Origin of the sequence: Micromonospora sp. LOL_014, assembly GCF_048060245.1 — a bacterium.
Taxonomy (GTDB): Bacteria; Actinomycetota; Actinomycetes; order Mycobacteriales; family Micromonosporaceae; genus Micromonospora_E.
On the sequence record NZ_JBHMIP010000009.1, the window covers coordinates 1 to 19364 of the forward strand.

Annotated in this window: 23 protein-coding genes and 1 pseudogene; 19 read left to right on the plus strand and 5 right to left on the minus strand. The window is 67.8% G+C overall.

The window, feature by feature from the left end:
* Positions 1-130: 130 nt before the first annotated feature.
* Positions 131-280 carry a tetratricopeptide repeat protein gene (locus tag ACFHW1_RS09870; protein ID WP_416615274.1) on the plus strand — a complete coding sequence of 50 codons (150 nt, stop codon included), beginning with the start codon at positions 131-133 and terminating at the stop codon, positions 278-280.
* 898 nt (positions 281-1178) lie between these two features.
* The gene (locus ACFHW1_RS09875; RefSeq protein WP_416615275.1) at positions 1179-2006 is read left to right on the plus strand and encodes a hypothetical protein; all 828 of its coding nucleotides are present in this window, start codon (positions 1179-1181) and stop codon (positions 2004-2006) included.
* A 180-nt stretch (positions 2007-2186) separates the two neighbouring features.
* On the opposite strand, the gene ACFHW1_RS09880 is transcribed toward ACFHW1_RS09875, so the two are convergent.
* Complete coding sequence (locus ACFHW1_RS09880; RefSeq protein WP_416615277.1) at positions 2187-2756, minus strand: GntR family transcriptional regulator; 570 nt, start codon at positions 2754-2756, stop codon at positions 2187-2189.
* A 669-nt stretch (positions 2757-3425) separates the two neighbouring features.
* On the opposite strand from ACFHW1_RS09880, the gene ACFHW1_RS09885 reads away from it, so the two are divergent.
* The 15 genes from ACFHW1_RS09885 (at position 3426) to ACFHW1_RS09955 (ending at position 15056) form a co-directional block, all read left to right on the plus strand.
* The gene (locus ACFHW1_RS09885; protein WP_416615278.1) at positions 3426-3674 is read left to right on the plus strand and encodes a hypothetical protein; all 249 of its coding nucleotides are present in this window, start codon (positions 3426-3428) and stop codon (positions 3672-3674) included.
* Positions 3671-4183, plus strand: a complete 513-nt coding sequence (locus ACFHW1_RS09890; protein WP_281550829.1) for a hypothetical protein — start codon at positions 3671-3673, stop codon at positions 4181-4183. Before ACFHW1_RS09885 ends, ACFHW1_RS09890 begins: the two co-directional genes overlap by 4 nt.
* Positions 4184-4290: 107 nt before the next feature.
* The gene (locus ACFHW1_RS09895) at positions 4291-5103 is read left to right on the plus strand and encodes a GntR family transcriptional regulator (protein WP_416615279.1); all 813 of its coding nucleotides are present in this window, start codon (positions 4291-4293) and stop codon (positions 5101-5103) included.
* On the plus strand, positions 5091-5855 hold the full coding sequence (locus ACFHW1_RS09900) for a glycosyltransferase family 2 protein (RefSeq protein ID WP_416615280.1): 765 nt from the start codon (positions 5091-5093) through the stop codon (positions 5853-5855). The genes ACFHW1_RS09895 and ACFHW1_RS09900 overlap by 13 nt, the downstream gene beginning before the upstream one ends.
* A gap of 250 nt (positions 5856-6105) precedes the next feature.
* Positions 6106-6525, plus strand: coding sequence for a transcriptional regulator (locus tag ACFHW1_RS09905; protein WP_416615281.1), 420 nt, complete (start codon positions 6106-6108; stop codon positions 6523-6525).
* Between the two features lie 102 nt (positions 6526-6627).
* Complete coding sequence (locus ACFHW1_RS09910) at positions 6628-6855, plus strand: hypothetical protein (protein ID WP_416615282.1); 228 nt, start codon at positions 6628-6630, stop codon at positions 6853-6855.
* Positions 6852-8534, plus strand: a complete 1683-nt coding sequence (locus ACFHW1_RS09915; protein WP_416615284.1) for an FtsK/SpoIIIE domain-containing protein — start codon at positions 6852-6854, stop codon at positions 8532-8534. Before ACFHW1_RS09910 ends, ACFHW1_RS09915 begins: the two co-directional genes overlap by 4 nt.
* Positions 8531-8800, plus strand: coding sequence for a hypothetical protein (locus tag ACFHW1_RS09920; RefSeq protein WP_416615286.1), 270 nt, complete (start codon positions 8531-8533; stop codon positions 8798-8800). The genes ACFHW1_RS09915 and ACFHW1_RS09920 overlap by 4 nt, the downstream gene beginning before the upstream one ends.
* A 6-nt stretch (positions 8801-8806) precedes the next feature.
* A complete protein-coding gene (locus tag ACFHW1_RS09925; RefSeq protein WP_416615287.1) occupies positions 8807-9019 on the plus strand; it encodes a hypothetical protein in 213 nt (70 codons plus the stop codon).
* Complete coding sequence (locus tag ACFHW1_RS09930) at positions 9016-9621, plus strand: DUF2637 domain-containing protein (protein ID WP_416615288.1); 606 nt, start codon at positions 9016-9018, stop codon at positions 9619-9621. Before ACFHW1_RS09925 ends, ACFHW1_RS09930 begins: the two co-directional genes overlap by 4 nt.
* Complete coding sequence (locus tag ACFHW1_RS09935) at positions 9618-11378, plus strand: replication initiator (RefSeq protein WP_416615289.1); 1761 nt, start codon at positions 9618-9620, stop codon at positions 11376-11378. The genes ACFHW1_RS09930 and ACFHW1_RS09935 overlap by 4 nt, the downstream gene beginning before the upstream one ends.
* Before the next feature lie 17 nt (positions 11379-11395).
* On the plus strand, positions 11396-11578 hold the full coding sequence (locus tag ACFHW1_RS09940) for a helix-turn-helix domain-containing protein (protein ID WP_281567298.1): 183 nt from the start codon (positions 11396-11398) through the stop codon (positions 11576-11578).
* Between the two features lie 2 nt (positions 11579-11580).
* Complete coding sequence (locus ACFHW1_RS09945; RefSeq protein ID WP_416615292.1) at positions 11581-12852, plus strand: tyrosine-type recombinase/integrase; 1272 nt, start codon at positions 11581-11583, stop codon at positions 12850-12852.
* Positions 12853-13027: 175 nt separating this feature from the next.
* On the plus strand, positions 13028-13183 hold the full coding sequence (locus tag ACFHW1_RS09950; protein ID WP_416556353.1) for a hypothetical protein: 156 nt from the start codon (positions 13028-13030) through the stop codon (positions 13181-13183).
* A 577-nt stretch (positions 13184-13760) separates the two neighbouring features.
* A complete protein-coding gene (locus ACFHW1_RS09955; protein WP_416615294.1) occupies positions 13761-15056 on the plus strand; it encodes a cellulose binding domain-containing protein in 1296 nt (431 codons plus the stop codon).
* Positions 15057-15274: 218 nt separating this feature from the next.
* On the opposite strand, the gene ACFHW1_RS09960 is transcribed toward ACFHW1_RS09955, so the two are convergent.
* Positions 15275-15979, minus strand: coding sequence for an alpha/beta hydrolase (locus ACFHW1_RS09960; RefSeq protein ID WP_416615296.1), 705 nt, complete (start codon positions 15977-15979; stop codon positions 15275-15277).
* A 189-nt stretch (positions 15980-16168) separates the two neighbouring features.
* A pseudogene (locus tag ACFHW1_RS09965) lies at positions 16169-16517 on the minus strand (iron chaperone).
* Positions 16518-16728: 211 nt separating this feature from the next.
* On the opposite strand from ACFHW1_RS09965, the gene ACFHW1_RS09970 reads away from it, so the two are divergent.
* On the plus strand, positions 16729-17217 hold the full coding sequence (locus tag ACFHW1_RS09970; protein ID WP_416615298.1) for an NUDIX domain-containing protein: 489 nt from the start codon (positions 16729-16731) through the stop codon (positions 17215-17217).
* Positions 17218-17253: 36 nt separating this feature from the next.
* Here the strand turns inward: ACFHW1_RS09970 and ACFHW1_RS09975 are convergent, their stop codons facing one another.
* Entirely contained in the window at positions 17254-18012 is a 759-nt protein-coding gene (locus ACFHW1_RS09975; RefSeq protein WP_416567533.1) for an alpha/beta hydrolase, read from the minus strand.
* A gap of 194 nt (positions 18013-18206) precedes the next feature.
* On the opposite strand from ACFHW1_RS09975, the gene ACFHW1_RS09980 reads away from it, so the two are divergent.
* Positions 18207-18647 (plus strand): GNAT family N-acetyltransferase, encoded by a 441-nt coding sequence (locus ACFHW1_RS09980; protein ID WP_416551426.1) that lies wholly within the window; start codon positions 18207-18209, stop codon positions 18645-18647.
* Here the strand turns inward: ACFHW1_RS09980 and ACFHW1_RS09985 are convergent.
* Positions 18598-19314 carry an HAD family hydrolase gene (locus tag ACFHW1_RS09985; RefSeq protein ID WP_416551427.1) on the minus strand — a complete coding sequence of 239 codons (717 nt, stop codon included), beginning with the start codon at positions 19312-19314 and terminating at the stop codon, positions 18598-18600. The two genes, ACFHW1_RS09980 and ACFHW1_RS09985, sit on opposite strands and share 50 nt — an antisense overlap.
* Positions 19315-19364 lie beyond the last annotated feature (50 nt).

A 19364-nucleotide genomic window follows, 5' to 3' on the forward strand; every position in this document is an offset into this window, starting at 1 on the left:
CCTACTTGCGGGGTGAGGCGGGTGACGCTGCCGGTGCGGTGACCGCCTTCGAGCAGTTGCTTGCCGATCAGTTGCGGGTGCTGGGCCGGATCACCCCGACACCCTGCGCACCCGCAACAACCTCGCCCTTATGCGAGGTAAGGCGGGTGACGCTGCCGGTGCGGAGACCGCCTTCGAGCAGTTACTTTGCGACTGTCTGCGGGTGATGGGGCCGGATCACCCCCACACCCTGACCACCCGCAGCAACCTCGCCCACTGGCAACGACAGAGCAGCCTCTGATCTTCGCCGCAGACGCCTTCCAGACCACGGCAACCGTCCCTCGTTGAAGGCCGAGGTGACACGGCGTGGCGCGGCGGGCGGTTGTCCGGCGGTGACGGTGGTTTTCCGCCCCGGCCGCGTAGCGGTCCGGGGCGGCTTGCCGCTGGGCGGTGTTCCGCCGGCGCGCCGCGCTGGGCGCGGCGTCTTGATCCAGAACAGAGCTATTCGGCAACTCGTGGAGGTAGTCATTGGTGGAGTAGCCACCTGACACTCGAGAAGTTCTGGGAATTTGCCCGAATTTTTCCATTTCTGTAATTTTGGCGAGCTGTCCGTATCCTCTGGAGCCCTTTTCGCCATTGCCGTCGGTCGCACTATGATGTCGAGGTCCTAGCCTCAGAGGTATCGGAGCTTCTGTGGAATCAAGATCCACTACTGCCAGCAGGTCTCTCGGTGTCCACGGTGTGTCCAGCAGTTCCGAAAAGTCCTCACAGCGGGTTGCTGATGTCGGTGCGGACCATCAACAAGATCAAGAAGTTGAGTTTCGGGTGTCCGTCCCAGGTGGGACCACGGCTGCCGCAGTTGATAGGTATATCACATGCGTTCAGGATTTCGCCCGTGCGCTGTCGAGGGAGACGTCTCGACTCGAGGAGGCCGAAAGGGCAGACGTCCTTGAGCGTCCAGAAATAACTGCCACAATGGTGGTGAAAGCGTATGAAGAGGTCAGGAAGCCGAAGATCGGATCCGAGCCGATCCCTCCGTGGCCACTGATTGCACAGGTGATCGCCTTCGCCGCCGCAATGCTGGCAGGCATCTTTGGGAGCTATTTGAACTCCCGATGGCAATGGGGTGCTACAATTGGAGCCGCATCCGTGGGTCTTTTTGCGCAAGGATATGCAATTATGGCACTTAGGAGGCGAAGGTGAGTCTAGGGGATTCCGGCGGCATCGCACCATCTGCGATGGACATATCTGACTCCGCTGAGTATGCTCTGGCGGAACACCTTAACTCTATTCGTGATCGAATTGTCAGGGAAGCGTCTAGCTTAAGTCGGGCAGACGGAGATTGTGAGATTAGAGCGACAGATATCTCTCGTGCCATCGAGCAAATCTCCCAAGAAGAAATGAAGCTGCACTTTTTCAACAGGGTTCGAAGAGTTGTTAGGCTCGGTGCATCGATTACCCCCTTAATGATTGTGCTTCCGGCGGTCTCGGTGTACGTGTATCGTACATCTGAATCTCAAGATTTTCCCTGGCCTGCGCTTATCGCGGGACTCATCGCAGGACTCTTCGTGCCGGTAGCGCCGGAGGTGGCAACTCGCATCCTGCGGAAGCGGATTGCACGCATCACCAATCGCTCACATGAATTCGTTCGGGTGATAGCAAGACTAGAATCAGAGGCGCGAAGCTATGCGGCGAATATCGGAGGCGAGGAGGTGGCGGAAGGTAGTCTCTCTGTGGTATTCGATCTACTGAAGATGCGAAGAATTTGGACTGACGATGATATTCATGTTTTCCGGCTACTTCTGCGCATCAGGAATTCTGTTGTGCATGAAGGAAAGATTTTAGGATCTGACCACGACTTCGAAAATGCAATAGCACAAGCTACCAAGCTTCACGAATTGATTCCGCAACCACCGCGAACGATTGGTCGCGACCTCCGTCGGCAGGCATCCGATGGAGACCGTCGGCCAAACAGAACCAAAAGGCCATTAAGCGTGCCCTACCCCCGACAGAATATTCACCATTGATCAGTAGGCTGTGTTCAAGTTCTGCCTGATTAGCGGGAATGCATACCTTGACTGCCTCGTTGCGGGCGTAGGTTTGACGGTTGGATGGACGACTATTGGGACAAGAATTCTATCCCTCGTCTCTAGGGTGTTGGCCTCCCGGATGCGGCAAGCCGGGCGGATGCGTTTCGTGGACGGGTGTCACTCGGAATCCGAGAATGGCGAGTCTGGCGGCGTTTCAGGTCGGCTCTGGTCTGCTTGGGGATTGCGTGGTTGATGTGCTTGGTTGTCGGCGGCGGTGACGGTGGTGTCCTGGTGATGGATTTCGCGTAGCTCAGGGCGGTAGTCGGCGAGGATCGTTGCGATGGTGTGGGCTGTTTCGATTGCTGCGGTGAGGTCGCGGGCGTGGATCGGGATGCGGACGACGTAGCGGGATTGAGTGTGGGAGTCGCCAGGTACGAAAGGCTCCCTGTTCCCGGTTGACTGGTCTGCCTCGTCCTGGTGGGCGGTGGTCGCGGTGACCCCGGTCGGCGGCGGTGCGGGTGTTGGTCGGGTGTGGGTGCCTCGGCCGTGTTCGGTGGTGACGAGTCCGTCTTGGCGTAGGGCGTTGATGGCGGCGCGGATGGTGCCGCGTGCGACGTTGAACTCTTTGGCGAGTGCGGTTTCTGGGGGTAGGAGTGCGCCGGGTGGTATGGCGCCGCTGGTGATGCGGTCGCGGAGTTGGTCGGCTACGCGGCGGTAGCGGGGTGTTCCGTAGTGCGGGGTTGGCACTCGTGTCACGTTACCTGTCTGTTGTGTAGTCAAGTGCCGTCTGACTGCTCGTTTCTACGTCTGGACAACAGGTCCACTTGTAGGTACGTTTCCCTGTGTGTGGTCGGGTTAGCCGCTCGTGATCAAGGGGTTGGCTGCGACGGCTTCCGGCCACACGCTCGCGCACCTTCTGTCGGCGCCTCCTCTGTGTGGGGGTGCGGGTGGTGTGCGTCCTGGTCGGGGTGCGGCGTTACCCGACTCCGCCCGCCGGGCGGTGCGCCGTATCTCGCGGTGGGGCCGGCGGCTCCTGTGCGTTCCCCCCGTTGCGTGCGGGGTCGCCGGTCTCCTGTCAGCGTGGGAGGTGCTGATCATGAAAGCTCCGCGGTCACGTCTGGTGGCGTGGTGGCATCGTCGACGTCGGACCGGCCCGACTGTGCGGGCGGTGGCCCGTGTCGTTCCTGGGTGGGCGGTGGAGCCGACCCGGGTGTCTCCGCTGGTGGTGGGTGCGCCGTTGTTGACGGTGGGTCAGCGGTTCCGGGCTGCTGGTGGGCGGTGGTCGCGGTGACCCCGGTCGGTGGTGGCGCGGAGAAGGTGGAGCATCCGGCGTGGTGTGCGCGGGAGCGGTGTGGGCATGTGGTGCCTCCGCTGTTCGCGCACATGGCGCGGCGGCACCGGTCGAGGTTGTGTCAGGTGGGCACGCCTCGTGTCGCGGGCGGCAGTGTGGTGGCGTATCTGATCGGTGGTGACCGGTTGCCGCCGGTGGTGGCGGTGCACGCGGCTGCGCCGTGGCTGGGCGCGGGGTGTGCCGAGTTGCGGTTGTCGGAGGTGCGCAAGCTCGTCGACGCGTTGACCGGCCTGCTCGCCGACGCCGACGCGGCCGGCACCGGACCGGGCGACGACACCAACGGCGGCGGCCGAGGGAAGGTGGGCGGCTCGTGAACGGGGAGGATGCCCGGCCGGGTGGGCTGGTGTTGTGTCCGGTGTGGTGTGCGGGGTGTGGTCCGCGTGACCGGATGCACCGGGCCGGTCTGGTGACGGCGGGTACGGAGCGCACGGGCTGGGTGAGTGCGGATGTGATCGCTGATCACGGGGCGGTGTCGGATGTGCGGGTGAAGGTGGACGTCACCCGGTACGCGTCGACGCAGACGGTGTTGCTGCAGCCGGGTCCGGCGGCGCGGTTCCTCGGCGGCCTGAATCAGGCGACGCGGCTGCTGCACGCGTTCACCCGCCCGACAGTGCGGGTGGAGGGGTTGGCGTACCGGCGGGCGGCGCAGTTGGAGCCGGGGATGCGGGTGCTGCTGTTCGGCGGCGTGGTCCTGGTCGTCGACACCGACGAGGTTCCGGAGTTCCCGACGGCGGCTCTGTTGTCGGTGCGGCAGGAGTCCGGCGGCCCGGTCTACACCGTGCTGGTGCCGGCCGATATGGAGCCGCTGGTGATCGGACCATGACCCAGCGGATCACGCGCAGGGTGGTGCGGGGCGGGGTGTGGGCCGACCGTCCCGGAGCGCCGACTACCTGGCAGACGTATGAACGTCTAGGGGGTAGCGTTGCGGGTGTGACGGCCAAGGACTGGCGACCCCGGTATCTGCAACTCGCGGAGCAGTTGCGGGGTCAGATCCTGTCCGGGGACATGCCGCCGGGCACGTTGATGCCGTCAGAAACCGAGTTGGCCGACTCGTCGGGCCTGTCCCGCACGAGTGTCCGCAACGCGATCCGGCAGCTGCGGGAATGGGGCCTGGTCCGCGCCGAACAAGGGCGGGGCACGTATGTGCGGGCTCCTCGTCAGCGGGTGCGGCGGCGGAACACGGAGCGCTACCAGTGGGAGAAGGACCGCGTCCTGCTGTCGGAGGCGGAACGGCGGGCGACGGGTGGCACGGAGCATGACACCGGGCTGACGGTCGATGATCTGAAGTTCCACGCCGAGTACACCCGCGTCCCGGCCGATGCCGAGATGGCGGCCGCGTTCGGCCTGGAACCGGGTACGGAGTTGCTGCGGCGGGTGTACTGGACGACGACCCGGTCGGAGTCGGCTCCGTTGTCGGTGTCGTACTCGTTCCTGCCGGTGGCGTTGATCGCCGGGAACCCTGACCTGCTCGACGCGGGCAAGGAGCCGTGGCCCGGTGGGACGCAGCATCAGCTGTACACGGTCGGGATCGAGCTTGACCGGATCGTGGACGAGATCCGGGCGCGGCCTCCGTCGCCGGATGAGGCCGAACTCCTCGACATCGATCCGGGCGTGTCCGTGCTGACCGTGCGGAAGACCTCGGTGGACATCGGTGAGCGGGTGGTGGAGGTCGCCGACGTCGTCATGCCCGGCGACCGGACAGAGCTCGTGTACTCGAACACGCTGACGCGGTGGCCTGCTTGACCCAGGTCGTTTCGGTCATCACCCCGGTGCACCTGCCGAGCATCGGCTACCTTGCCGACGCCTACGCCTCCCTGGCCGCCCAGGACATGCCGGACGGCTGGGGGTGGCGGTGGCTGGTCCAGGAGGACGGACGCACCGGGGCCGTCGCCGACGCCCTACCCGACGACCCGCGTATCTCGGTCGGTGTCGGCCGTCCCGGCGGCCCCGGTGTGGCCCGGACCCTCGCGATGGACCGGGTCGACGGGCCGTTGGTGAAGGTCCTCGACGCCGATGACCAGCTCACCCCCGGTGTCCTCGCCCGGGACATCGCCACCCTGGCCGCGCATCCGTCGATCGGGTGGTCGACGTCGCGGGTGCTGGATCTGCTGCCGGACGGGTCCACGGTCGGCTTCGACTCCGACCCGCCAGCCGGCCCGATCGCCTGCGGTGACGTGCACGCGTTCTGGCTCGCCAACAACTACCGGGCACCCGTGCACCCGGCGACCCTGTGTCTGCGCACTGATGTGCTGTTCGCCCTGGGCGGTTGGATGGCCCTGCCCGCGTCCGAGGACACCGGCCTGCTCCTGGCCGCGAGCACCATCACCGGCGGCTTCTTCCACGCCGAAACCGGCCTGCTGTACCGCAAGTGGCCCGGACAGGTCACCAGCCAGGCCGCGCACCGCGAACCCGGCGAACACGCGACCCGGATGCGGATCATCGACACCCGCGTCAAGGCGCTGACCGCGCTCAACACCACGATCACCCTGCCCTAACCGGCTCCCGCCCCGGCCTGGTCCACAGCCGGCCGGCGGGGCTTCTTCGCATGCCCGTCGACCTCTCCGGGTGCTCGTTGATGTCGCCCGACCCCTTTAACGAGCGCGAGCCGGGGTTGCGGTGCTGTCCGCAAGGGTTATTCGGGGTATACCGGACCACTTTTCGAGGCTTGTTGACATGTCTGCCAAGTGGTCTCTACCTTTGGTCCTGCCGGTTGGCAGACGTTACTACAAGTTGGGAGTGGCAGAGATGGCTCTGCGAGGCGGAACGAGGTTCTCGGTCCGGTGTTCGGACGTGTTCCCGGCGGGGTGCGCGTTGGTGCCCGAGTCGCTGGGTGAGGTCGAGGACTACGACGAGAAGACGGGCCGGCGGTCGCCGGCGAAGGACAAGCTGACGGGCCAGCGGGTGTGGCAGGTCCGCGTCATGGACCTGGACCCGGAGTTGGGCAAGCGGTCGCGGGAGACCACGGTCAAGATCTCGGCCGACCACCAGCCGGTCCCGCCGACCGGCACGCCGTTTGAGGCGGTGGAGTTCGACGACATGACGGTCACGCCGTACGTGGCCAACAACGGACGGATGGCGTACTCGCTGCGGGCGTCGGGGATGCGCGCCCCGGCCGGTGTCGCGTCCAACGGCACCGGTAAGGCGCGGGCGGCTACGGGCTCGTAGCACTCGGTTCGGGGTGGGGCTGTCTGGTCTTGGCGGACGGCAGCCCCACCCCTGGCGCCTTCCCCCCACTCCTCTTCTTCACAGATTCGGTGAGGTTCCGACGTGTCCCAGGTTAAGCGCGCCCAGACTCGGGCGCGGATCCGCTGTGCCGACTGCAAAAACATGTTCACCCCCACCCCGACCGACGCCCAGGGCGACACCGACAACGCCGCGACGGATGGCGGGGATGCGGCCCGGTGTGGGCTGTGCGCGGGCCAGCTGGTGTTGCCGTTCCCCCGGCTGCGCGACGCTCGCGGCCGCTTCCTCCCCGTCGCCGGGGGTGACCGATGATCGGCCGTCCGCGTGGTGAGGTCGTCACCACCGTCTCCGGTGACCTGCTCGTCGTCCGGCCCCGCCGACTGCGGCTGCCCTGGTGGGCCGTACTCCTCGGGCTGCTCGCGCGGTGGACCGGTCGGGGCCTGTGGTGGTGCCTCAAGCATCCGCGCATCCTCACCGTCTCCGTGATCACCGTGGCCGTGTACCTCGACTACGGCACTGCCGGGCTGGTGACTCCGGTTGTGCTGGCGGGGTTGGGGTCGGCGGTGTGGCGGTGGCGGCACGAATCGTCCTGGTGGGCGTGGTGCGCCGGACCTGTGCTCGGCCGGTGGCGGCACACGGTCGTCTACCGGCGAGTGTGGCGCGAAGCGATGACCATGTGTGACCTGTCACGGGTCTACCAACACCAGACCGTGCTACCGCAACTCCTCGCCGTGCACTGCGACCAGGCCCTCGACGTGTTGTCGGTACGGATGCTGCGCGGCCAGACTCCCGCCGACTTCCAACGCGCGACCGAACAGCTGGCGTACGCGTTCGGCCGGCGGCACGCACGCGTCTACACCGAACGGCCCGATGAACTGCCGGTGCGTGACGGTGGCTGGGTGGGGTGGCTGCTGCGCCAGGTCGACGCCTACCGGTTCCGCGACCGGCCCGACGTGGTCTACGTCGTCCTGGTCCGCACCGACGCCCTACGCCGAACGGTCCCGCCGTTCCCGGTCCCGACGGTGCCGGACTTCACCGCGCTGCCCCTCGCGGTGCGGGAAGACCTGCGGACCTGGCATCTCCGGCTGTTGGCGACGCATGTGCTGATCGGTGGGGCGACCCGACGCGGGAAAGGCTCCGTCCTCTGGTCGCTGGTCCGCTCGTTGGCGGGTGGGGTGGCGTCCGGGCTGGTCCGGCTGTGGGTGATCGACCCCAAGGGCGGGATGGAATTCGCGTTCGGCCGGCCGATGTTCGCCCGGTTCGCCTCCACCTCCTTCGACGCCATGGCCGATCTCCTCGATGAGGCCGTGCAGGTGTTGCGGGAGCGGCAGGCACGCCTTGCCGGCACGGTCCGGGTCCACACACCCACGACCGATGACCCCCTCGTCGTGGTGGTGATCGACGAAATGGCGGCGCTGACCGCCTACCTGCAAGACGTCGAGCTGCGTAAGCGCATCGCTGCCTCGTTGGGGCTGCTGCTGTCCCAGGGTGCCGGCGTCGGCGTCCTGGTCGTGGCGGCGTTGCAGGACCCGCGTAAGGAGGTGCTGCCGTTCCGGGACCTGTTTCCCACCCGGATCGCGCTCGGCCTGACTGAGGCGTCGCAGGTGGACATGGTGTTGGGCGACGGCGCACGGGCGCGGGGCGCGTTGGCGGATCAGATGCCGTCGTGGGCCAAAGGCGTCGGCTACGTCCTGCTGGACGGCACCCCCGACCCGGTCCGGGTCCGGTTCTCCTACCTCACCGACACCGACATCAAAACCATGGCGGCCGAGTACGCGGCACCGGTGGCCGCTGCGGACATCCTCGCCCAAGTCGGCCGGGAAACCGCCCCCGAACCACAACCCTCCCCGGCGACACCTCGGCGGATTCCGTTGCCTCGTAAGCCTTCCGGGCCGCTGCTGCCTGACTCACTACTCAACCTGCTGGGCGACAGCGGCCAGCACGACCAGGGCGACACCGACACCCCGAACAAGGGGGGTGGTTCTCGGTGAGCGAAACATCGACGTCGGGGCGGCGCTTCTACCGGCTGCGGACCCCCACCCCCGACGGCGGACGCGGAACAGCCGTCTCCGTGCGGGTCGACACCGACCGGCCCGACCCCTACCCGCTGTATGTCGCCATCGGCTCCGGTCGGCGCCGGGTCTACCTGACCCCCGGTGAGGCGTGGGCGCTGTGGCGCTGCCTGTCCGAAGCGGTCGCCTCCCTCGGCGACCCACCCGACCACATCCGCACCACCATCCACCCGACCGGGAGGTAACCCCCGATGGCATCCCTCAACCGACCCTCCTGGCTTCTCGTCCGGCTGCCGTGGCTGGCCCGCCTGCTGCACCGGCCGATCCGCATCACCGCGACCGGCCCCGCCGATCAACTCGCCTCCTTCCTCACCGGGCTGAGCACGTTCCTGCACCGGCACGGACGACCCGGCCGACGCATCCGCATCGACCTCACCATCACCGACGACAAGGACAACGCATGAGCTGGCAGCGTGCGGAAACGGTGCTGCGGTTGGTGATCCTGCTCGCTATCGGCTCGATGGCCGGCGCGGCGGCGTTCACCCACGTCCATGACCTGTCCGTCGCTCACGGCCAACCCCACTGGATCGGCTGGGCCAACGCCGTCGCCGTCGAACTGATGGCTATCTACCTCGGCCTGGAAATCCGGGCACGACGCCGGGCCGGTCGACCCGTCGGGTTCGTCGCCGTCCTCCTCGTCGGCTTCGCACTCCTGTCGTTGGCCGCACAGGTCGCTGAAGCCGAACCCTCGGTGTGGGGCTGGATCGTCGCGGCCGTGCCGTCGCTGGCGTTCCTCGCCCTGGTCAAGGTCGTGCTGTCCAGCGCACCCGCTGTCCCGGCCGGTCCGGCGGCGTCGACTGTGGCGGCCAACCCGGCTGATCGGGTGCCCGTCGACCAGGCCGGCGGCGTCGACCAGGTCCCGACCGACGACACCGACCCGGAACCGGATCACGTCGAGCGGCCGGCGGTCGTCGAACCGGTCCGCGTCGGCGGTCACGCGTCGGTGCTGCCGCCGCTCGGGGTCGTTCAGCCGCGACGGGCAAACGGGATGGTGGTCGGCCGGTGACCGCACCCACCACCCTGCCCGGACTCGGCACCGATCGGCCTGCGACCGTCGAGCAGCCTCGGCCCGGCTCCCGTGCCGCGCGGATGGGCCTGCCCCGGTCGGTTGATGTCCTGCGCGATGTCGCCACCGAATACGGCGTCTGTATCCGTCCGCTCACGATGCGGCGGACCGATCTCGACACCGGCCGTACCGAGGTCATCGACCTGCCCTGCGGGGCGACCCGCGAGGACAAGTGCCCGCCGTGCGCGAAGCGGAACCGCCGACTACGGCAGGCGCAGATCCGCGACGGCTGGCACCGCGACGACGAACCCTTGCCGCCACCCGAACCGGCCACGGACGCGCAGAAGGCGCTGATCGTGCTGCGGGCGCACTTCGAGTTCGAACGCGACGCAGCCGTACGGGAAGCCGACTGGCAGCAGGTCACCGACCTCGACGACGCCATCACCGAGGTAGAAGACGCCATCACCGCCGAAGGACTACGCGGCCGGGTCGCACCACCCCACACCTCAACCGACGCCGATGGCGTCGACCAGGGCGACGCGCAGGACAACGGCAAGCGGCGGAAGCGGTCGACCAGGCGGCGGCAGGACGCACCCGACCTACCCCGCAAGCCTGTCGAAGCCCGCACCGTCGGCAAGACCTACACCGCACCCGACGGCAGCCAGTATCGCCCGTCGATGTGGCTCACGCTCACCCTCGACTCCTACGGACCCGTCCGCCCGGACGGCACCCCGGTCAACCCCGACCGCTACGACTACCGGCGGGCGGCCTGGGACGCGGTCCACTTCCCCCGACTGCTGGACCGGTTCTGGCAGAACCTGCGCCGCTGCGAAGGCTGGAACGTCCAGTACGCCGGATGCGTCGAGCCGCAACGACGTCTCGCGCCTCACGCGCACTTCGCGATCCGCGGCACCATCCCCCGGCAAACGCTGCGGACGGTGGCGGCGGCGACCTATCACCAGGTGTGGTGGCCGTCGGTCGACGTCCAGCACTACGGCGGGGAACACCTGCCCGTCTGGGACGTCGACCAGGGCGCGTGGGTCGACCCGCACACCCGCGAACCGCTGACCAGCTGGGCGGAAGCACTCGACGCGGTCGACGCCGATCCGGACGCGGAACCGGTCCACGTCGTCCGCTTCGGCACCCAGGTCGACGCACGCGGCGTCATGCCCGGCACCACCGACGCGGAACGGACCATCCGCTACATCACGAAGTACATCACCAAACACGCCGCCGACTGCCACACCACCACGGGTGGCCGGCAACGCCAGCATCTCGAACGGTTCTGGCAGCAACTGCAGGTCACCCCATGCACCGACCGGTGTGCGAACTGGCTGCTCTACGGCGTCCAACCGAAGAACGCCAGCGCGAAGCTGCGGCCGGGACGCTGCCGGGGCAAAGTCCACCAACGCGCCACCCTCGGCATCGGCGGCCGGCGCATCCTCATCTCCCGCGACTGGTCCGGCAAAACCCTGTCCGACCACAAACACGACGCACGCGCCTGGGTCCGGGCACTGCTCGGCGCAACGACCGACCTGGCCGGCGTCGACCAGCCGACCGGCACCGACGGCGCGACCTCGTCTCGGCACGCGTGGGAGCTGGCCCGGCCCGACGACCCGGACGTCACACCCCTCGGACACCGGCTCCTGCGCTCCATCTCCGAACGCGCCCGCTGGCGCTCCCAACTCCTCGCCGCGAAGGACCGAGCGGCACAGGAGTCGAGGCACGACCTTTCGGCAACGGGGACGGCGGCGTGATGGGGGAGGGGCACAGCGTGGCGAAGCACGGGGAACTGTGGTCGGTCGAGGACGTCTCGGCGTTCCTGCGGGTGCCGGTGGAGACCTTGTACCGGTGGCGTAAGCACAAGAGCGGTCCGCCGGCTGCCCGGATCGGCCGGCATTTGCGGTACGACCCGGCGGACGTACGCGAGTGGTTCCGCTCGCAGGCGGCGGCGTAGCCGTGGCGCACATCGAAGATCGCTGGTATAAGACGATCAAGCATCCCGGCGGCCGTACCGAGCGGGTCAAGTCGGAACTGTTCGGCAAAGGGCTGAGGTACCGCGTCCGCTACGTCGGCCCGGACGGGCGGGAGCGCAAGAAGTCGTTTCCCGACCGGGCGAAGCGCGAAGCTGAGGCGTTCCTGGTCTCGACCGAATCGGACAAGCTGCGCGGCGCGTATGTCGACCCGTCCGCCGGTCGGATCACGTTCCGGGAGTACGCCGAGGAGTGGTTGCGGACGCGGTCGTTTGACGAGTCGACGCGGGAGAGCACTGAGATCCGGGTGCGCAAGCACATCCTGCCGTACTTCGGGCACCGGTCGTTGGCGTCGATCATGCCGGGGCACGTGCGGGCCTGGGATGCCAGCCTGGTCGGCAAGATCGCGGTCACGACCAGGTCGGTCGTCTTCGCGCACCTGCGTACCATCCTCGGCGCGGCCGTGGATGACGAGCGGATCGCCAAGAATCCGTGCTCGGCGCGCTCGGTCAAGGCACCTCGGCCCGCTGAGCGGCGGGTGGTTCCGTGGACCGCCGACCAGGTTTCGGCAATCCGGTCCGGTCTCGCGTCGCGTTACCGCCCGATGGTCAACCTTGGTGCCGGGTGCGGGCTGCGTCAGGGCGAGATCTTCGGCATCGGCGTCGATGATCTCGACCTGGATGCCGGCTGGGTGCATGTCGTACGCCAGGTCAAGCGGGTCCGGTCCCGGCTGGTGTTCGGCCTCCCGAAGAACGACCGGGATCGCCGGGTGCCGCTGTCGGCGTCGGCCGTACGGGTGCTGCGGGAGCACCTGGCCGCCGTCAAGCCGGTCACTATCACCTTGCCGTGGGAAGACCCGTTCACGGGCGACCCGGTGGCGGTGCCGCTGCTGTTCACCACGACGCGGGGCAACGCGCTGAACCGGGCGACGTTCGATGGCAAGAGCTGGCAGCCGGCGGTCGAAGCGGCGGGCATCGTGCCGACCAGGGCGACGGGGATGCACGCGTTGCGGCACTTCTACGCCTCGGTTCTGCTCGACGCGGGGGAGAGCGTCAAGACGCTGGCGACGTACCTGGGCCACGCTGACCCCGGCTTCACGCTGCGGGTGTACACGCATCTGATGCCGGCCGGCGAGGAGCGGACCCGGCGGGCGATCGACGCGCTGTTCGGTGACGACGCCGGGATGGGCGACGACGGTGGGGACGGCCGGGACGGTGACGACGGCGGGGACGTCTCGGATGACCCGGACGCCCTGTAGACGCCCTGAGGGGCCTTGGTGGGGGTGTTCGTGCAGCTCAGATGGGGTGTGGGTGCGAGAATCCGGCGTACAGGTCGACTCGTCCGTCCACCCCAGCTCACAGCCACGCGCGTACCGCCGGCTGCGTCAACAGGGCGGGCATCGACGTTCGTGCCAAGGTTCTATCGTCGGTGCCGTGTCCGACATCCTGCAGATCGGCTCCCTCGCCGTCCCCGTTGGTGCCCTCGTCGTCTACGCGGTCGGGTTCGTCGTCCTCTACTGGGTCATCCGCCTTGCTGTCCGGCACGCCATCCGAGACGCCGACCGGCGGCGGTCAGGTGACCGGCGGTAGCTCCGAGAGGTGGATCGGTCGGTCGGGCTGTTGCCCGAGTGGCTGGAGCTGCTTGACGCTCGACGCCGCCCCAGTTAATCTCGTTCATAGTCGAATATCTATGCGCTGTGAAATCTGTGCTTCGTTGAGGGCATCCGTCGGCCGGTGACCGGGCCGCCGTTCCGACGGTTCACGGCCGTGTGTTCAACGCTAACGGAACGGTGTGCGGTCGACCGCTTCCGGCTGACTTTCGGTGCCACAGGGCCGGGATCGCCAGCGCGTCCGAACGGCATGGGCACTGCTGACGGGTCTGCGTAGCCCGGGAACTGGGCTCATCTGAGTCGGATTCCGCTGACTTCTGGCCGCGTCTACCGCAGGAGAAATCAGGAGGCACTTCGTGAAGAACGTTGGGACCAGCGTTTTCACAACAGGACGTTCACCAGGTACAACAACCGTGCTTGGTGTGGCTGTCACCCTCGCCGCTGTCGGGGCACTCGCCGTGTCCGGCATGTCGGCTGCCGCTGTTCAGGCTGCGGCCGACGAGCCAGCGGCATCAATGTTGGCAAGTTGCGATGACCGGCTGTTCGGCTGGGCGTCAGTGTCGGCGAACGGTGTCGCCACGACGACCGGCGGCGGCAACGCCGCCCCGCAGACGGTCACATCGCTTAGCGACCTACGGCGGTACGCCAACGACTCGACCCCACGCGTCCTGCGGATCTCCGGCACGATCAGCACTGGGTCGGCGGCCGTGGAGGTCGGCAGCAACAAGACCCTGATCGGCGCAGACGCGAACGCGACGATCCGTGGCGGCATCAACATCAACGGCGGTAGCAACATCATCATCCGCAACTTGAACGTGCAGGGTGGCGGCCAGGGCAGCAGCCCGGCCGACACGATCGCCGCGCGCAACGCCCACCACCTATGGTTCGACCACCTGAACCTGTGGGACGCCAGCGACGGGTTGCTGGACCTAACCCGAGGCGTCGACTACATGACGGTGTCCTGGGTCAAGTTCTGGTACACCAACAGTTCCCACTCGCACAGGCTGGCCAGCCTGGTGGGTGGAGGCTCGAACCACGGCGACACCGACAGCGGAAAGCTGAACGCCACCTACCACCACAACTGGTTCGCTGATCTGGTTGACCAGCGTGGACCACGAATGCTGTTTGGCAAAGGCCACGTCTACAACAGCTACTACAATTCCCCCGGGAACGCGTACGCCATCGGCACCGGATCGTACGCCTCCGTTCTCGTGGAGAACAACTACTTCAAGGACATACGGGACCCGCACCGGTTCCAGGACTCGAACCCCACGTACATCACCGCGCGGGGAAACGTCTACGACAACACCAGCGGTCGGCGTCACACAGGTGCCCAGGGTAGTGGCGTCACTCCGTTCACGAACCCGCCGTACAGCTACTCGCTCGACGCCGCAAACGACGTCCCCGGCATCGTCAGTGCCTGCGCGGGCCCGAGGCTGTCCGGGACGCCGCTGCCGCCGACGACGGCGCCGCCGCCCACTACGCCACCACCGACGACCGCGCCGCCGACGACGGCGCCGCCCACCACGCCACCACCTACCACCGCGCCACCGGCCACTGGTGCCTGCAGCGCCTCCTACCAGACCGTCAGCTCGTGGCCCGGCGGCTTCCAGGGCGAGGTGGTCGTACGAGCAGGAAGCACGGCGATCAACGGCTGGACCGTCCGCTGGACCCTCGGCAGCGGGCAGAACATCAACCAGCTCTGGAACGGAAGCCTCAGCACCAGCGGCTCCAGCGTGACGGTACGCAATGTGGACTACAACGGCACACTACCGGCCGGTGGGACCGCGACCTTCGGGTTCCTCGGCTCCGGCTCACCGTCCTCGCCGTCTCTGACCTGTTCCAGCCCGTAAGGTGCCGCTGGGCCAGGTGCCTTGGCCCGAGGCCCTGGCCCAGCAGCGCTCCGCCGGTCACGGATTGTTCGTCCGCGTTGCGTCAGGAGCCGTACGGGGCAGCAGCTGATCGAGTGCCGCGCTCGCGCAAGCATGCCGGACCCGCCGTCTCGAGAACGGCAACCGGGTCTGCTGAGGTCGAGCCGATCCGGACGGATGCCAGCTTCGATCAGTGCTGGTCAGTGCGGCATGAGGTGGCGGATGAAGAACCGTACCGTGCTGTCCAGTTCGTGTTCCGGGAGCCGGTCGGCGTGCCGGCCCGGGTTGGCGTGCAGCGTCTTCTCGGTCGAGCCGAACCCGTCGAACAGGGACAGGCTCTGCTCGCGGGGGACCCGTTCGTCGTCCCACTGGATCAGGAACTCGACCGGCACGGCGATCCGTGCCGCAGCGTCCAGCGTGGCTGCGGCGCTGGCTCCACCCAGGCCGAGGACCGCCGCGCGGACTCGCGGCTCGGCGGCGACGAACGGTACGCCGAGCCCGCAGCCCAACGAGACTCCCCAGTAGCCGACCGGCCCGGCGCCGAGGTGGTCGAGGACGGCCCGCCACTCCGGGACGGTCTGCCGGGCGACCAGGGCATGGAAGTCGCCGAGCAGCGCGGCCAGGTCGCCGCCGGAGCTGGCAGCGGTCTGAATCTCGGTGACGATGTCCTGGTAGCGCTCGTCGGTCGGCCGCTCGCCGTGGTTCGGCACGTCGACGCAGACGGCGGTGAAGCCGCTGGACACGAAGCAATGGGCCCGGTGCAGGACGCCGGGAGCGGTCTTGTGCTGGCCGCCGCCGTGGCCGATGACGATCAGCGGCGGGCGGTCGGTGCCGCTGCCGGCTGAGGTCCAGAGCACAGCGGGTACGCCGTCGATGGCGAAGTGTTCTTCCTGGATGTTGTGCATGCGCGGACGCGCCTTTCGAGAGTGCCTTGTGCGGGCGCTCCCTAGACCATGCGGGGGAGGGAGTCCCGACCTGTCACAGCGTTGATCGGACTCACCTCCTCGGGCAGCAGTCATGCACGGCGCAGCGAGCGTACCGTAACCTCACCCCGCTATCGGCGCTCACCTGTCGGTCGAAGCCGTACCCGCAGGTCAGCTCACGGCCTTCTTGACGAGGGCGGCGATGGTCTCTGCGGCCTGCTCGCTGAGCTGGGCGACGGCGAAGGACGTCGGCCACAGGCCGCTGTCGTCGGCGAGGTTGGCCGCAGCGGAAGAAGCACAAGACCTTGCCCTTCCTCGCGTACGCCGGCTGGCCGTACCAGAGCTTCGGGGACAGTTCGGGGGCGTTGGTGGTGACGATGGCGTGGATGCGTTCGGCCAGTGCGCGGTCCGACGGTTCCATTTGGGCGATCTTTGACAGCACGTCGAGTTCCTCGGCGGCTGCCTTGCCACCACGACTGCGGGTTGTCTCCCTCCTGAGCTCTGCGGCGCGTTTCTTCATGGCGGTGCGCTCGCCCTCGGAGAAACCCTCCGTGTCTGCCTTGCCCGTCGTGTCGCTCCTGGTCGTTGTCGGGTGTGACCGAGGGTCACGCTAGCCGTGCTGCGACGGCTGGTGCTTCTCAAATCCTGATCGGCACAGGCGGCCCGCCGCCACGAGTCCTGACTGGCAGAAGACGCCGCGAGCCGGACATTCGGGCGGTTAGCCTCCGGTGGTGAGCTCCCCGTCTGACGATTACACAGCGACATTGCTGCGAAAGCGGATGGGCTCGGCTGTGCTGCTGCGCGACCATGACGGACGAATCCTGCTTGTCGAGCCGACGTACAAGGACTACTGGGAGCTGCCAGGTGGCGTGGTGGAGGCCGACGAGTCGCCGTACGACGCGGCGGTCCGTGAGCTGGCCGAAGAACTTGGCCTGGCGGTCACTCCCGGCCGGCTGCTGGTGGTCGACTGGGTGCCGCCTCGCCCCGGCCGTACCGAAGGAGTGATGTTCGTGTACGACGGCGGCGTCCTGGAGGCGTCGCAGACCGACGCGATCCGGCTTCCGCCGCAGGAGTTGCGGAACTGGGCGTGGTCGACCCTGCCGCAGGCGCAGCAGCGGCTCTCGCCGCTGCTGGCTCGGCGGGCCGCCGCCGCGCTGGAAGCGGCGACGGACAGCGGGACTGCCTACCTTGAGGGCGGCAATCGGGTAGGGGGGCCGTAGGGCGCGCAGAGTCAGATCGGTGATCGCTCGGTGGTGTCAGGAACTGCTTGCGGTGCCAGAGCTACCCAGGTGCCGGGCGAAGAACCGGATCGAGCTCTCGATTTCGAACGACGGGACTCGGAAGTGGCTGCCAGGGTTGGCGTGCAGCGTCTTTTCTGCGGAGCCAAGTGCGTCGAAGAGCTTCAGGACGGAGTCCCGTGGATTGCCTTCGTCGTCCCACTGCAGCAGGAACTCGACCGGGATCGTGATCCGCGCTGCGATGCCGGTGAGCCACTCGCTTCCAACGAGGCCGAGGACCGCAGCCGTGATCCGAGGCTCGGCCGCGACCAGGCGGATACCCGTCTCACCGGCCTGGGACAGGCCGTAGTACCCGACGGGCTGGCTGTCGCCGACGGAGTCCAGGTTCTGCAGCGCGTCCAGCGTGGTCCGCCAGTCGGGTATGAGCTGCGCCGCCACGGTGTCGTTCAGGGCGGGCCACGCCGGGCCGAAGGGCTCGCCCGCAGCCTCCCGTTCCTCGATGAGCGCGACAAGCCGTCGGATTTCCGGGTGCTCCGGCCTGTCGCCAGTACCGGGCGCGTCGATCGCGGCGACCGCGAAGCCACCGGAGGTGACGTAGGGGAAGGCTCGGGAGACGACCTCCCAGCCCTTTTTGTGCTGGCCGCCGCCGTGCCCGATCAAGACCAGCGGACGGGGACCGGAGCCCTCGGCGGGCGTCCAGAGAACCCCGGGGATGTCTCCGACGCTGAAGAGCTGCTCGCGGATGCCGTCATCGACGGTCTCCGAGGTGATGCGCATGGCAGTGATTGCACCGGCATTCCCGCCGACGAGGCGAGCCAATTACCCGATGAGGAGGCGGTCGGCAACGACGGCGTAGGCCGGCACGCCCGCTGCCGAACCCGAGGGTGTCATCAGAGTGTGGTGACCCTGGCTGACTTACCGAACTCGCTGGGCCGCCTCGCGTGGGGCATCCGGTGGATAGAGTCGCGAGCATGAGCGTCGAGATCGAAGCCGTCCGAGTCGCCACCGACGAGGTCGTGAAAGCGTTCGGACGGCTCCTTCCACAGCTGTCCCGTTCCGCCCAGCCGCTCGACCTGACGGCGCTGGACGAGCTGGTGGCGTCGGACGCAAGTACTTTGCTCATCGCTCGCCGCGAGGGCGAGATCGTCGGCGCGCTGACCCTGGTGATGTTTCCGATCCCGACCGGTAGACGGGCGTGGATCGAGGATGTGGTGGTCGACGAGGTGGCGCGCGGTCTCGGGGTCGGCGCGGCGCTGACTCAGGAGGCCGTCAGGCTGGCTCGGGAGGCTGGCGCTCGGACCGTTGACCTGACGTCGCGCCCGTCTCGTGCTGCCGCGAACCGGCTCTACGAACGACTCGGCTTCAGTCTCCGTGACTCGCGGGTCTACCGCCTTGCACCCGGCGGTCGGTGAGGGCGGCGACGACTTCGGCCATGCTGCCGATGATGGCGTCTGATCCGCTGAGGCTGTGGTATTTGCGGGGTTTGTTGGCGTAGCCGATCGTGGGTACCCCGGCGGCCCGGGCAGCTTCGATGTCGGTGGGTGAGTCGCCGATGAGTACGCATTCCTCGGGGTGGGCGTGCAGTTCACCGATGGCGGCGAGCACCGGTGCCGGGTTCGGTTTCATGCCGGCGGGGTCGGCGTACGGGCGGCCGATGACGGGGTGGATGTAGACGTCCAGCTGTCGCGCGATCAGGTACCGGTTGACGGCGTCGGCGCTGTTGTTGGAGACGATCGCGATGCCGCGTCGGGCGCGATGGGCGGCCACGATGACTTCCTGGGCGTACGGGGTGGGTTCGGCCACGGCGACGGCGTCCAACTCGGCAGCGCGCAGGGCGTCGTCGACTTGGCGCACGATGGTTGGCCGGTCAAGGGTGGCGCTCCAGCGCAGCACGGCGAGCGGGTCGGGTTCATCGAGCAGGTTGGGCGGGACGGTGACGCCCTGGTCGACGAGCAGCCGGCGCAGGGTGGCGGCGACCTGGGGCGCGGGGTGGTTGGCGAAGACCTTGCAGACGGGTCCGTCGAAGTCGAGCAGCAGGAACCGGGCGCGGCCGATGACGGCGGCGAGTTCAGCGGTCATGAGGCGTGCTCGCGGGCGATGGCGGTCAACTTGCTGTCGAAACAGCTGGC

Excerpts from the sequence above, each read along its gene's own strand:
- ACFHW1_RS09870 (WP_416615274.1), top strand. The coding sequence starts at position 131 with ATGCGAGGTAAGGCGGGTGACGCTGCCGGTGCGGAGACCGCCTTCGAG.
- ACFHW1_RS09905 (WP_416615281.1), top strand. The coding sequence starts at position 6,106 with ATGGCTCTGCGAGGCGGAACGAGGTTCTCGGTCCGGTGTTCGGACGTG.
- ACFHW1_RS09915 (WP_416615284.1), top strand. The coding sequence starts at position 6,852 with ATGATCGGCCGTCCGCGTGGTGAGGTCGTCACCACCGTCTCCGGTGAC.
- ACFHW1_RS09925 (WP_416615287.1), top strand. The coding sequence starts at position 8,807 with ATGGCATCCCTCAACCGACCCTCCTGGCTTCTCGTCCGGCTGCCGTGG.
- ACFHW1_RS09930 (WP_416615288.1), top strand. The coding sequence starts at position 9,016 with ATGAGCTGGCAGCGTGCGGAAACGGTGCTGCGGTTGGTGATCCTGCTC.
- ACFHW1_RS09960 (WP_416615296.1), bottom strand. The coding sequence starts at position 15,979 with ATGCACAACATCCAGGAAGAACACTTCGCCATCGACGGCGTACCCGCT.
- ACFHW1_RS09975 (WP_416567533.1), bottom strand. The coding sequence starts at position 18,012 with ATGCGCATCACCTCGGAGACCGTCGATGACGGCATCCGCGAGCAGCTC.
- ACFHW1_RS09980 (WP_416551426.1), top strand. The coding sequence starts at position 18,207 with ATGAGCGTCGAGATCGAAGCCGTCCGAGTCGCCACCGACGAGGTCGTG.
- ACFHW1_RS09985 (WP_416551427.1), bottom strand. The coding sequence starts at position 19,314 with ATGACCGCTGAACTCGCCGCCGTCATCGGCCGCGCCCGGTTCCTGCTG.